This is a genomic window from Actinophytocola sp. (assembly GCF_050699935.1).
Lineage (GTDB): Bacteria > Actinomycetota > Actinomycetes > Mycobacteriales > Pseudonocardiaceae > Actinophytocola.
On record NZ_JBOHGB010000187.1, the window covers coordinates 1 to 12,691 of the forward strand.

The 12,691-nt window shown below is 73.9% G+C and carries 12 protein-coding genes; 10 read left to right on the plus strand and 2 right to left on the minus strand.

Features of this window, described 5'->3' with window-relative positions:
• From ACRDTB_RS34240 to ACRDTB_RS34275, 8 genes are all read left to right on the plus strand, one after another.
• Positions 1 to 871: acyl-CoA dehydrogenase family protein (locus ACRDTB_RS34240; RefSeq protein ID WP_431436375.1), on the plus strand; the 871-nt coding region annotated here is incomplete at its 5' end.
• On the plus strand, positions 864 to 1,694 hold the full coding sequence (locus ACRDTB_RS34245) for an enoyl-CoA hydratase/isomerase family protein (protein ID WP_431436377.1): 831 nt from the start codon (positions 864 to 866) through the stop codon (positions 1,692 to 1,694). The genes ACRDTB_RS34240 and ACRDTB_RS34245, both read left to right, overlap by 8 nt.
• Before the next feature lie 9 nt (positions 1,695 to 1,703).
• Entirely contained in the window at positions 1,704 to 2,864 is a 1,161-nt protein-coding gene (locus tag ACRDTB_RS34250) for an acyl-CoA dehydrogenase family protein (RefSeq protein ID WP_431436378.1), read from the plus strand.
• On the plus strand, positions 2,857 to 3,603 hold the full coding sequence (locus tag ACRDTB_RS34255) for an SDR family NAD(P)-dependent oxidoreductase (RefSeq protein WP_431436379.1): 747 nt from the start codon (positions 2,857 to 2,859) through the stop codon (positions 3,601 to 3,603). The genes ACRDTB_RS34250 and ACRDTB_RS34255 overlap by 8 nt, the downstream gene beginning before the upstream one ends.
• A complete protein-coding gene (locus ACRDTB_RS34260; RefSeq protein WP_431436381.1) occupies positions 3,603 to 4,724 on the plus strand; it encodes an acyl-CoA dehydrogenase family protein in 1,122 nt (373 codons plus the stop codon). Before ACRDTB_RS34255 ends, ACRDTB_RS34260 begins: the two co-directional genes overlap by 1 nt.
• On the plus strand, positions 4,714 to 5,481 hold the full coding sequence (locus ACRDTB_RS34265; RefSeq protein ID WP_431436382.1) for a crotonase/enoyl-CoA hydratase family protein: 768 nt from the start codon (positions 4,714 to 4,716) through the stop codon (positions 5,479 to 5,481). Before ACRDTB_RS34260 ends, ACRDTB_RS34265 begins: the two co-directional genes overlap by 11 nt.
• On the plus strand, positions 5,478 to 6,266 hold the full coding sequence (locus tag ACRDTB_RS34270) for an enoyl-CoA hydratase (protein WP_431436383.1): 789 nt from the start codon (positions 5,478 to 5,480) through the stop codon (positions 6,264 to 6,266). Before ACRDTB_RS34265 ends, ACRDTB_RS34270 begins: the two co-directional genes overlap by 4 nt.
• A gap of 71 nt (positions 6,267 to 6,337) precedes the next feature.
• Positions 6,338 to 7,717: a 4-hydroxyphenylacetate 3-hydroxylase N-terminal domain-containing protein gene (locus tag ACRDTB_RS34275; protein WP_431436385.1), complete on the plus strand. Its 1,380-nt coding sequence runs from the start codon at positions 6,338 to 6,340 to the stop codon at positions 7,715 to 7,717.
• Positions 7,718 to 7,732: 15 nt separating this feature from the next.
• Here the strand turns inward: ACRDTB_RS34275 and ACRDTB_RS34280 are convergent, their stop codons facing one another.
• The gene (locus ACRDTB_RS34280; protein WP_431436388.1) at positions 7,733 to 8,212 is read right to left on the minus strand and encodes a MarR family winged helix-turn-helix transcriptional regulator; all 480 of its coding nucleotides are present in this window, start codon (positions 8,210 to 8,212) and stop codon (positions 7,733 to 7,735) included.
• Between the two features lie 147 nt (positions 8,213 to 8,359).
• Positions 8,360 to 8,824 carry a MarR family winged helix-turn-helix transcriptional regulator gene (locus ACRDTB_RS34285; RefSeq protein ID WP_431436389.1) on the minus strand — a complete coding sequence of 155 codons (465 nt, stop codon included), beginning with the start codon at positions 8,822 to 8,824 and terminating at the stop codon, positions 8,360 to 8,362.
• A gap of 76 nt (positions 8,825 to 8,900) precedes the next feature.
• On the opposite strand from ACRDTB_RS34285, the gene ACRDTB_RS34290 reads away from it, so the two are divergent.
• Together ACRDTB_RS34290 and ACRDTB_RS34295 are read left to right on the plus strand one after the other, a co-directional pair.
• Positions 8,901 to 9,806 carry an SDR family NAD(P)-dependent oxidoreductase gene (locus tag ACRDTB_RS34290; RefSeq protein WP_431436390.1) on the plus strand — a complete coding sequence of 302 codons (906 nt, stop codon included), beginning with the start codon at positions 8,901 to 8,903 and terminating at the stop codon, positions 9,804 to 9,806.
• Positions 9,803 to 12,691 (plus strand): biotin carboxylase N-terminal domain-containing protein (locus ACRDTB_RS34295; protein WP_431436391.1); only part of this gene is annotated, 2,889 nt, incomplete at its 3' end. The genes ACRDTB_RS34290 and ACRDTB_RS34295, both read left to right, overlap by 4 nt.

The window sequence follows — 12,691 nt, forward strand, 5'->3', positions numbered from 1 at the left end:
GCGGTACCTTCGCCCGCTCGCACGCGGCGAGCACCGGTGGTGCCAGCTGTTCAGCGAACCCGGCGCGGGCTCCGACCTCGCCGCGCTGGCGACCCGTGCGGTGCGCCGCGAGGACGGCAGCTGGGTCGTCAACGGCCAGAAGGTGTGGAGCTCGTACTCCGACGTCGCCGACTTCGGGCTGCTGATGGCCCGCACCGACCAGAACCGGCCCAAGCACCGCGGCATCACCTACTTCCTGCTCGACCTGCGCGGCCCCGGGATCGAGGTGCGGCCGCTGCGTCAGCTGAACGGGCACGCGGAGTTCGGCGAGGTGTTCCTCACCGACGTCGTCGTGCCCGACGGTGACCGGCTCGGCCCGCGCAACGGTGGCTGGGCGGTCGCGCTGACCACGCTCGCGCAGGAACGCAGCGGGCTGTCCGGCCGGCCCGGCGTCGGCTCGGGCCGCGCGGACGCGATCGCGAACCGGGCCCGGGAGACCGGCGCGTGGGCCGATCCGGTCCTGCGCGACAAGGTGCTGCGCGCGTTCGTGACGGAGCGGGCGCTGCAGATGGCGACCGTGCGGGCGTTCGCCGACCTCGGCCGCCGCACGCCCGGCGCGGAGGGGTCCATCCGCAAGCTCGCGCACGCGCAGCTCGAGACCGAGCTGGGCATGCTCGCGACCGAGGTCGAACCCGGCGGCGCTACCGCGTGGGATCCGTCCGATGTGGACACCGAAGCCGCGGCGGAGGCGTTCCTGTCGGCCAAGATCCTCAGCATCGCGGGCGGGACGAGCGAGATCCAGCGCAACATCATCGGCGAGCGGGTGCTGGGGCTGCCCCGAGATCGCGACCCGTACGCAGACCTTCCGTTCGGGGAGCGCCCCCATGGCTGAGATCGCGGCATCGCCCTCCCCGGAACTGCCGAGCACCGGGTGCGTGCGGGTGCGGGCGGCCGAGCCGGGCGTGGTGGAGGTGGAGCTGCACCGGCCAGAACGGCTCAACGCGATGTCGGTGGAGATGGTCGACGACCTGCACGCGCTGTGGGCGGCGCTGGCCGTCCGGCACGACCTCCGCGTCGTGGTGCTCACCGGAGCCGGCCGCGGGTTCTGCGCGGGGCTGGACCTGCGCGACTACGGCGAGGCCGGGCCCGCCGAGACCGTTCAGGCCCGCTTCGCGTTGCAGGAGCGGATCGCCGGGCTGGTGACGGGAATGCGGGACCTGCCGCAGGTCGTGATCGCCGCGGTGCACGGCGCGGCGGCCGGCGGCGGGCTCGCGCTGGCCCTCGGCGCGGACGTCCGGGTGGCCGGTCCGGCGGCGCGGTTCGCCGTCTCGTTCGTCCGCATTGGACTGTCCGGTGCGGACATCGGGGTGAGCTGGCTGCTGCCCCGGCTGGTAGGCGCGTCCGCCGCGTTCGAGCTGCTGCTGACCGGGCGGGCGGTCGACGTCGCGGAGGCGCAGCGCATCGGGCTCGTGGGCTCGGTGTCCGACGACCCCCGTGCGCGTGCGCTGGACATCGCGCGCGAGGTGCTCGGGAACAGCCCGATGGGCGTGCGGATGACCAAGCAGGTGATGTGGAGCCAGCTCGAGGTCGCCAGCCTGCGCGCCGGGCTGGACCTGGAGAACCGCACGCAGATCATGACCACCTTCACCCGCGACCACACCGAGGCGGTCGAGGCGTTCGTCCGGCGCCGGCCGCCCCGCTTCGAGGACCGTTGAGGAGGAACGATGACCGGCGCCGACCGCCTCGTCGAGGAGCTCGCCCACCGGCTCGTCACCGAGCACTCACCCGCCACGACGCCGACCGCGGAGTTCCTGGGTGCCCGGTTCGACGCGGGCCTCGCGTGGGTGCACTTCCCGCGCGGTCTCGGCGGGCTGGGAGTGGAGCCCGGAGCGCAGGGCATCGCCGACGCGATCGTCGAGGTGGCGGGCGGCCCCGACCCGTTCGACCTCAACCCGATGGGCTATGGCATGGCCGCGCCCACCGTGCTGGCGCACGGCGGCCCGGAGCTGCCCGAGCGGTTGTTCCGCCCGCTGTACGTGTGTGAGGAGATCTGGTGCCAGCTGTTCAGTGAGCCGGGCGCGGGCTCGGACCTGGCGGGTCTCGCCACCCGCGCGGTCCGGGACGGCGACGGCTGGCGGGTGTCGGGTCAGAAGGTGTGGACCAGCAAGGCACACGAGGCGCGGTGGGCGTTGTTGCTCGCCCGCACCGACCCCGACGTGCCCAAGCACCGCGGGCTGACCTACTTCGTGCTCGACATGCGCGATCCCGGTGTCGAGGTGCGCCCGCTGCGCCAGCTGACCGGTGACGCCGAGTTCAACGAGGTGTGGTTGCGCGACGCGTTCCTCGACGACGCGTGGCGGCTCGGTGACGTCGGGGACGGCTGGCGGGTCGCGATGACCACGCTGATGAACGAGCGCAACGCGATCGGCGGCGGCTCGATGGCGCGTGGCAGCGGCTCGATCGGCGACGCGCTGGCGTTGTGGCACGAGCAGCCGGATCCGGGGCTGCGCGACCGGATGGTGTCGCTGTTCGCCCGCGCGGACGCGTTGCGGCTGACCACGATGCGCCACGCGGTCGAACGCGGCGACGCGCCCGCGGGTCCGCTCGGCTCGCTCGGCAAGCTCGCCTGGGCCGAGCTGAACCAGGCGGTGTACGACCTGTGCGTGGACCTGCTCGGTATGACCGGCACCCACCACCCCGGTTACGGCGGCGGGCCGGACCTGCACGACACCGTCACCTGGAAGCTGCTCCGGTCGCGGGCCAACACCGTCGAGGGCGGCACCGCGGAGGTGCTGCGCGGCGTGCTCGCCGAGCGCGTGCTCGGCCTGCCCGGCGACATTCGGACCGACAAGGACCGGCCGTGGCGGGAGGTACCGCGTGGCTGACCTCACCGGCCGGCGGGTCCTCGTCACCGGTGGCAGCCGCGGGATCGGGGCCGCGATCGTCTGCCACCTCGCGGCGGCCGGCGCCGCGGTCGCGTTCACCTACCGGCGCGCCGCCGCGGCGGCCACCGCCATGGGTGAGCGCACGGGCGCGGCGGCGATCGGCCTGGACCTCGCCGATCCCGCCGCGGCCCCCGGTGCCGTCGAGGCGGCCGCGGACCGGCTCGGCGGCCTGGACGCCGTCGTCAGCAACGCCGGGGTCGCGAGCTCGGGCCGGTCCGTGGCCGACACCCCGCTCGACGAGCTGGCGCGGGTGCTCGCCGTCCACGCCGTCGGCCCGCACCAGCTGTGCCGGGCCGCCCTGCCGCACCTGCGTGCCGCCGGCCGCGGCGACGTCGTGTTCGTCTCCAGCGTGGTCACGAGCGCGCCGGTCGCCGGTGGCGGGCCCTACGTGATGGCCAAGGCCGCGGCCGAGGGGCTCGCCGCGTGCCTCGCGCGGGAGGAGCGGCGGCACGGGATCCGGGTGAACGTGGTGGCGCCCGGGCTCGTCGACACCGAGATGGGCCGCCGGCTCGTTCGCGCGACCCGGGACGTCCACGACATCCGCGAGCTCGACGCCGACTCCCCGAACGGCCGGGTGTGCGCACCGGAGGACGTCGCCGCGGTCGTCGGGTTCCTCCTGGGGCCCGGTGCCGGCTACGTCAACGACCAGCGGATCACCGTCGACAGAGGGACGTTCTGATGGCCGAGTTCATCCCCGCACCGGAGGTCGGCGCCCTGCGCGAGGTGGTTCGGGACCACTGCCGCCGGGTGTGGGACGAGCCCGCGGTCCGCGCGGTGAGCGAGGACGGCAAGGCGGTCACGGATGCGTGGCAGGCGCTCGGTACGCAGCTCGGCGTGCTCGGTCTCGGCGTGCCGGAGAAGTGGCGGGGCAGCGGCGCCGGAACGGTGGCGGCCGCGGCGGCCGCCGAGGAGCTCGGCGGCGCGCTCGCGCCGGTGCCGTACCTGTCGGCCGCGTTCGCCGCCCGCCTGCTGGTCGACTCGGGCGACGAGGCGGCGTGCGGCCAGCTGCTGGCGGACCTGTGCACCGGCTCCCGCACGTTCGCGGTCGTCGGGACGGACGCGTCCGGGGACTGGGGTCGACCGTCCACAGTGGCCTCTCGCGGGCCGGATGGCTGGCGGCTCGACGGGGCCGCGGCGTCCGTTGTGGACGGTCCCGTGGCGACCGATCTGCTCGTCGTCACCGAGGGGCCGGCACTGTTCCATGTGGATGTGGCGGCGGCCGGGGTCACCCGTGACCCGGTGCCGACGCTGGACCTCACCCGGCCCCAGGCCGACCTCCGGTTCGTGTCGGTGCCGGCCAGGCGGGTCGGCGACGCCGTGGACCTGGCGGGCGCGACGAGCGTCGTGGTCACGCTGCTGGCCGCGGAGCTGGTCGGAGTCGCCCGCACGATGCTCGACACCGCGGTCTCCTACGCGAAGAGCCGGCTGCAGTTCGGCCGTCCCATCGGCTCGTTCCAGGCCGTGAAGCAGCGGTGCGCGGACATGCTGGTCGAGCTCGAGCTGGCGCGCTCGGTCGCGGACCACGCGGCCTGGACACACGATCACGGTGGGGACGATCCGGCGCTCGCCACGAGCCTGGCCCAGGTCGTCACCACGGACGCGGCGAGACGGGTGACCGGCGACGCGCTGCAGGTACTGGGTGGTGTGGGGTTCACTTGGGAGCATCCCGCACACCTGTACTACAAGCGGGCCGTCGCCGCGGCGGCGTTGTGGGGTGGCCGGGCGCACCGGGACCGCCTCGCCGCACTCGCGATCGACGGAGAGGTCGACGCGGAGGAAAGGGACAGCCATGTCCGATGAGGTCACCGTCACCGACGACGGCGACGGCACGCTCGTGATCACGATCGACCGGCCGCGGGCACGCAACGCGATCGACGAGGCGACCGCGCGATCGATCGCGGACGGACTGGACCGGCTGGACGCGGACCCCGCACTCGCCGCGGGCATCGTCACCGGGGCCGGCGGAACCTTCTCCTCCGGCATGGACCTCAAGGCGTTCGTGCGCGGCGAGCGGCCGGTGGTGCCCGGGCGCGGTTTCGCCGGCATCGCGCGGAGGTCCGCCAGCAAGCCGGTGATCGCGGCCGTCGAGGGGTACGCGCTCGCCGGCGGGTTCGAGATCGTGCTGGCGTGCGACCTGGTCGTGGCCGCCCGCGGGGCCACGTTCGGCCTTCCCGAGGTCCGGCGCGGTCTGGTGGCCGCGGGCGGCGGGCTGCTGCGGCTGCCCCGGCGAATCCCGTACCACGTGGCGATGGAGCTCGCCGTGCTCGGCAGCCACGTGGACGCCGGCCGCATGTACGAGCTGGGCCTGGTGAACCGGCTGGTCGACGACGGCGCCGCGCTGGACACCGCCCGCGAGCTCGCCCGCGCGATCGCCGCCAACGGCCCGCTCGCGGTCGCCGCCACCAAGCGGATCGTCGTCGAGAGCGCGGACTGGCCGGCCGAGGACGCGTTCGAGCGCCAGGCGGAGATCGCGGGCCCGGTGGCCGCCTCGGCCGACGCGCGGGAAGGAGCGATCGCCTTCGCCGAGAAGCGGGCGCCCGTCTGGACGGGCCGGTGACCGCGGCCCCCGTGCTCGTCACGGTCGACGGTCCGATCGCGACGATCACGCTGAACCGGCCCACCGCGCGGAACGCGATCAGCACCGAGCTGCTCACCCGGCTCGGCGAGGCGATGGCCGCGGTCGACGCGGACGACGCCGTGCGCGTCGCCGTGCTCACCGGAGCGGATCCGGTCTTCTGTGCCGGGCTGGACCTCACCGAGCTCGGTGAGCCGGGATCGGGCCTACACGCGGCGGTCATGTCCGCGTCCCGCACGCACGCCCCATGGCCGCCGATCGGCAAGCCCGTGATCGCCGCGGTGAACGGCCCGGCGGTGACCGGCGGGCTCGAGCTGGTGCTCAACTGCGACGTGATCATCTGCTCCGACCGCGCGTCCTTCGCGGACACCCACGCGCGCGTCGGCGTGCTGCCTGGCTGGGGCCTGACCGTGCTGCTGCCGCTGGCCGTCGGCCGCTCGCGAGCCCGGCAGATGAGCCTGACCGGTGACTTCCTCGACGCCGAACAGGCGCGTACCGCCGGGCTGGTGAGCGAGGTCGTGCCGCACGAGCGGCTCACGGACCGTGCGCACGCGATAGCACGCTCAATCGCGGACAACAACCCGCGTGCGGTGCGGGCGTTGCTGGCCTCGTATCGTCAGGTCGAGGCCGAGTTCGTGGCCGGTGGCTACGACGTGGAGGAGCGCGCCGCGCGCGACTGGAACTCCTCGGACCTCGACCTCGCCGCGTCGAGCCGTACACGTGGCCAGGTGATCCGGCGCGGCAGCCGGCAAACCGGCGGCTCTTGACAAATCCAACCTCAAGATATGACATAGACGTCAGATTCAATTACCGCCTGGGTGAACAGGAGTGCGCGAGGATGCTCACCGGCCGGCAGTACAAGGACTCCCTCAAGGACGGACGCAAGGTCTACTTCGAGGGTCGGTTGATCGAGGACTTCGAGTCCGAGCCCGTGCTCGCGGTTCCGTTGCAGGCCATCGCCGACGGGTACGACAAGTACTACAGCGCCGACCCCGACGCGGTGAACCCGCTGACCATCGCTCCGCGCTCCCCGGAGGAGCTGCGCGACCGCATCCCGGTCATCACCGAGATGGACCTGCTGCTCAACGTCACCTACCAGTCGCTCATGACGCTGCTCGTCGCGGCCGGGCGGCTGGCGGACAGCGCGCCGGAGTTCGTGCCGCGCATCCAGGCCTACGTCGAACAGGCGCGCCGCGACGACATCCGCGCCACCGAGTGCATCACCGACGCGAAGGGCGACCGGAGCCTGGCGCCCGCCAAGCAGTCCGATCCGGACGCCTACGTCCGCGTCGTGGACCGCCAGGCGGACGGCGTGGTGATCCGCGGCGCGAAGCTGCACATCACGGCCGCCGCGTTCGGTCACGACCTGATGGTCATGCCCACCAAGTCGATGAAGCCGGGGGAGGAGGACTACGCGATCGCGTGTGCCGTGCCCGTCAACTCACCCGGCGTGCACATCACCAACACGACCTACCACCCCCTCGGGCGCGACCCCCGCGACCACCCGGTCAGCTCGCGGGACAGCGTGCCGGACAGCATGGTGCTCTTCGATGACGTGTTCGTGCCGAACGAGCGCGTCTTCCTCGACGGCCCGACGGCGCAGGCGGCGGTCTTCGCGCACTCCCTCGGGCTGTGGGAACGGCTCGGCGGGGTGTCGTTCATGGTCAACCAGGCCGACGAGCTGGTCGGCCTGGCGAGCCTGATCGCGGAGGCCAACGGCACGGCCAAGGTCTCCCACGTGCGGGAGAAGATCGACGAGATGATGATCCACGCGACGCTGCTGCGCGCGGGACTCGAGGCCGCGTTGTCCCGGTCGCACGTGACACCGGACGGGTACTACTACCCGGACGACATGTTCACCAACGTCACCAAGTACCACGGCGCCGCCAACTTCAACGCGATGGTCCGCCACCTGCACGACATTGCCGGCGGTGCGGTCGTCACCGCACCGTCCATGTCGGACTTCGAGAATCCGGACCTGAAGCCGTTGCTGGAGAAGTACATGAGCACCGGGCCGGACATCACCGGCGAGTACCGCACCAAGATCTTCCACGCCATCCGCGACACCACGGCCGACTCCTACGGCGGCTGGCACCAGGTGACGAACCTCCAGTCGGGCGGCGGCTTGTTCGCCCAGCGGCTGGTCACCCGCAAGAACTACGACATCGAACGCGCCCGTGCTCTCGCGCTGAAGGCGGCCGGGCTGTCCGGGGCATGAGATGTCCGCGCGGAGTCAGTCGATCTCGCCGGCGCTGCGGCGCAGCCGCTGGACAAGCTCGATCATCTCTTCCGCCTGGGCGTCGCTGACGCCCAGGCGCAGCCGCGTGGCGATGCCGCGGGTGGCCGGGACGACGACCTTGCGGCCCAGGCTGGTGATCTCCGCGAGCGTGGTGCGGCGGTCCTTCGCGTGCGGGACCCGTCGCACCAGCCCGTCCCGCTCCAGCCGGTCGACGAGGTTGGTGACCGCGGCCTGGTGGATCAGCAGGCGGTCGCGCATCCTGCCGAGCGCCATCGATCCGCTGCGGGTCCAGGACAGCAGCAGCAACACCTCGTACCGGGCGAAGGTGAGGCCGAAGGGGCGCAGGATCTGGTCGATTCGCGCGGTCGCGGCCCCGGCGGACCGGATCAGTGCGGCGGCCGCGCCAAAGGCGAGCCGATCGTCCCCGTCGAGCCCGGCCCACGCGGACGGGTTCGCCGAGGTCGAGGAGCTCACGGTCGCACCATATCGCGCGGGCCGGCGCCGGCCGTGATCGCGACCGGCACGGAGCGGGAGTAGCCGATGGACACGACGATCATGGCCGACCTTCCGGCAGCGGATACCTGCGCATCGAACTGTTCAATGGGCGGGGAGTGGCTCGGTTCATTGACCGCGGACCAGGTCGGCGAGGCCCGCGAACCGGCGGACGTCGGCCGTGCTCCAGCCGTCGAGACCGAAGCGGACCTCGCGCAGCCCGGCCAGCGCGGCACGGACCACGGCCCGTCCCCGCTCGTTGAGCCGGACCCGGGTCACCCGCCGGTCGTCCTCGTCATCCACCCGCTCGACGTGTCGCGCGCGCTCGAGCCGGGCGACCGTGCGCGCCGCGGTGGTGGGGTGAAGGCCAATGCTGGCACCGAGTTCGCCCATGCCGAGCGGACCGTCGCACTCGGCGAGCGCGACCAGGACCTCGAGCTGGGCGAAGGTGAGGTCGTGCGCCGCGAGCACCGGGGCCATGCGCCGCGTCGCGACCTGCTGACCCCGGGTGAGCGCCGTCGCGGCCGTCACCTGTTCGACCGGGCCGGAGTCGTGCGCGACCCAGTTGCGCCGGCCCTCCTCGATCGGATCCACCGTAGGACAATAGCAGGCACAAGTATCTGCGCATTCAATAGTTGTATATGCAGATATTGCCGGATAAGGTGCGAGCATGAGTGCTGATCTGCGGGAACGTCGAGTTCTGGTCACCGGCGCCGGGCGTGGCCTCGGCCGCGCGCACGCGATCGCCGTCGCGGCGGAGGGTGGCGCCGTCGTCGTGAACGACACGGGTGCCGAGCTCGACGGCACGGGTACCTCGCGGGAGCCGGCGGACGCCGTGGTCGCGGAGATCACCGCGGCCGGCGGGCGGGCGTACGCCAGCTACGACGACGTCGCCTCGCACGAGGGCGCGGCGGCGGCCGTCGCGTTCGCGGAGGAGGCTCTGGGTGGCCTCGACGCGGTGGTGAACAGCGCGGGCATGTTGCGTGACCGCACCTTCGCCAAGATGCCGCTCGACGACTTCGACGCGGTGGTGCGGGTCCACCTCGGCGCCGCGGTGTACACGACGCACGCGGCGTGGGACGCGCTCGCCCGTTCCGGATCGGGCCGGGTCGTGGTGACCTCCTCGGCGTCGGGCCTGTATGGACAGTTCGGTCAGGCGAACTACGCGTCGGCGAAGATGGCCCTGATCGGCCTGGTGAACGTCCTCAAGCAGGAGGGCGCCAAGCAGGGCGTACTGGTGAACGCGATCGCGCCGGTGGCCCGCACCCGGATGACGATCCCGCTGCTGCCCGAGGACGTCGCGGCGGGAATCGACCCCGAGCAGGTCAGCCCGGTCGTCGCGCACCTCGTCTCCGAGTCCTGTGTGGACACCGGGTTGGTGCTGGAGGTCGGCGGTGGCCTGGTGTCCGTGGTCCGGGTCGTGGAGTCCGAGCCGGTGCTCGCCGGCGGGTCGGCCGCCGAGGCCGCGGCGGCGATCGACGCCCTGCGCGACGCCCCGCTCGGCTCGCCGTACCCCTCGTCCGCGGCCGCCCTGGAGCGGATCCTCACCCCGGCGGGGCGAGCGGCGGTCCGATGACCACTGCCCCCAGCCGGACCGCCGCCGAACAGGCGCGGATCTGGCCGTCGCCGGGTATGCGGATCGCCGTGGTCAACCGCGGCGACGCGGCGATGCGGGCGGTGCACGCCGTCTGCGAGATCAACCTCGAGCACGGCACGGCACACCGCACGATCGTGCTGCACACCACCGAGGAGGCCGGCGCGCGGTTCGTCGAGCTCGCCGACGAGGCCTACGACCTCGGACCGGCGCGCGCCGGTGCGGACGGTGGGCTCGCCTATCTCGACCTGGTCCGGCTGACCGAGGCGTTGCGGCGCACCAGGGCCGACGCCGCCTGGGTCGGGTGGGGGTTCGTCGCCGAGCGACCGGACTTCGCGCAGCGCTGCGCCGACCTCGGCGTGGTGCTGGTCGGGCCGCGGCCCGAGGTGATGCGCGGGCTCGGAGACAAGATCGGGGCGAAGACGCTGGCCGAGTCGGTCTCGGTCCCGGTGGTGCCGTGGAGCGGTGGGCCCGTCGCGGACGCGGACGACGCGTCAGCGGTCGCCGGCCGGATCGGGTACCCGGTGCTGCTCAAGGCGAGCGCGGGGGGTGGGGGCAGGGGCATCCGCGTGGTCACCGGTCCGGCCGCGATGCCGGCGGCGTTCGAGGCGGCGGGCCGGGAGGCGGCCGCGGCGTTCGGCGACGGCGCGCTGTTCGTGGAGAAGGTCGTCGAGCGTGCGCGGCACGTGGAGGTGCAGGTCGCGGCGGACGACGCGGGCACGGTGTGGGCGGTCGGCACGCGGGACTGCACGGTGCAGCGCCGCCGCCAGAAGATCGTCGAGGAGTCGGGCGTGCCCGGCGTGCCCGCCGAGGTCGTGGCGCGGCTCCGCGCCGCCGCCGTCCGGCTCGTCCGCGCCTCGGGATACACCGGGGTGGGCACGGTCGAGTTCCTGCTCGACCCGGCCACGAACCGGTTCTGGTTCATGGAGGTCAACACCCGGCTGCAGGTCGAGCACACGGTCACGGAGGAGACGACGGGGCTGGACCTGGTGAAGCTCCAGCTGGAGCTGGCGTTCGGCGCGCGGCTCACCGGCCACCCACCGGCGCCGCGGGGGTGGGCGATCCAGGCCCGAGTGACCACAGAGGACTCCGCGCACGGCTTCCGGCCCGCGCCCGGCGCGGTCGAGGTGTGGGAGCCGGCGAGCGGGCCGGGGCTGCGGTTCGACACCGGGTTCGCGGCGGGCGACGCCGTCCCCCCGGAGTTCGACCCGCTCGCCGTGAAGATCGTCGCGCGCGGTGCCGACCGTGCCGAGGCGCTCGCCCGGCTGCGCCGCGCGCTCGCCCAGACGCGCCTGGTCGTCCGGGACGGTGCCACCACGCTGGGGTTCCTGCGTGCACTGCTCGCCCGTCCCGAGCTCGCCGAGCTGTCCCACACGACCGAATGGGTCGACGAGCTGACCGAGGCCGGCGCGCTCACCGAGTCACGCGTCGCGACGGCACTGCTGCTCGCCGCGGTGGTGCTCGCCGAGAACGAGTGGACGACACGGGCCGACGCCATGTTCGCCACGGCCGCGCGCGGCCGGCCGGAGGCCGTGGTCACCCCGGGGATCGAGGTGGACCTCGCCGCGGACGGCACCGCGCACCGGTTCCTCGTGCACCGCGTCGGCCCCGCGGCGTACCTGGTCGAGACCCGGGACGGCGTGGTCGCCGTCGAGCGCATGCCGGCCCGGCGGGAGACCGTGCGGGTTCGGCGCGGCGGCGAGGAGGTCCGGGCCACCGTGCGGATCGGTGACGGCACCGTGCAGGTCGACCTCGACGGCGACAGCTACCGGCTGCGGGCCGAGCAGGCCGGGATCGTCCGGGCGCCCGCGCCGTCGGTCGTGGTGAGCGTGCGCGTCACGCCCGGGCAGCGCGTCGGTGAGGGCGACCCCGTCGTGGTGCTGGAGAGCATGAAGCTGGAGACCGTGCTGCGGGCACCCGCCGACGGCGTCGTGCGGGACGTGTCCGCCAAGGCGAACAGCCAGGTCCCGGCCGGCGCGCCACTGCTGCGGATCGAGCCGCCGGCCGGCACGCCCGCGGTCGCGTCGCCGGCGAGGCGGGACACGGTCTCGTTCACGCCGTACGTCGCGGCCGGCCCGGCGTCGGTGGGACCGGTGGCGGCCGCGACCCGACTGCTACGCGGCTTCGACTCCGGCTCTATCGGCTCCGGCACCGTCGGCTCCGCATCTGACGATGCCGGATCTGGCGACTCCGGATCCGGCGACCGTGTGGCCGGCGAGACGGCGGGCGGTGCCGGCCGCCAGGCCGAGGCCGAGCTGCTGCGCTGGTTCGCGCGCACCTGCTGGCTGGGGGTGGGCCGCGGCTACCCGCTGCGCGGCGGCACGGTGAGCGCGCGCGAGGCGCTGGTGCGGTTCCTGCGCGCGCCGGAACGGAGCAAGGGCACGGTGCCGGACTCCTTCCTCACCGAGCTCGCCGCCACGATGCCGGCCTTCGGGTCGCCGGACCTGGAACCCGGGCCCGCGCTGCACGAGGCGGCGTACCGGCTGTGGCGGGCGCTTCGCTCGCACCCGGACACCGCGGCCGCCGTCCGGTCGGTGCTGCGCGGCTGGCTCGCGGCCGGTCCACTGTCCATTGTGGAGCGGGAGGTCGTCGAGAACCTCGCCGCCGCGGCCGACGGGGAGCCGGGTGTCGGCGACCTGGCCCGTGCGCTGCTGCGCCGGCCCGGCCCGGCCGGCCACGCGCCGTCCGCCGACCCCGGGCCGGGCCTCGAGGCACGGGTTCGGCTCGACTACGGCCTGCCGGCGAGTGCCGCGGCCCGCCGTGCTGGGCTCGCGGTCGTCTTCGACGAGCGGCGGATCGCGGCCGTCGTGGGGGACGGTCCGGCGCTCGACGAGCGCGTCGCCGCGGCCGTCGGCGCGCTCGACGGC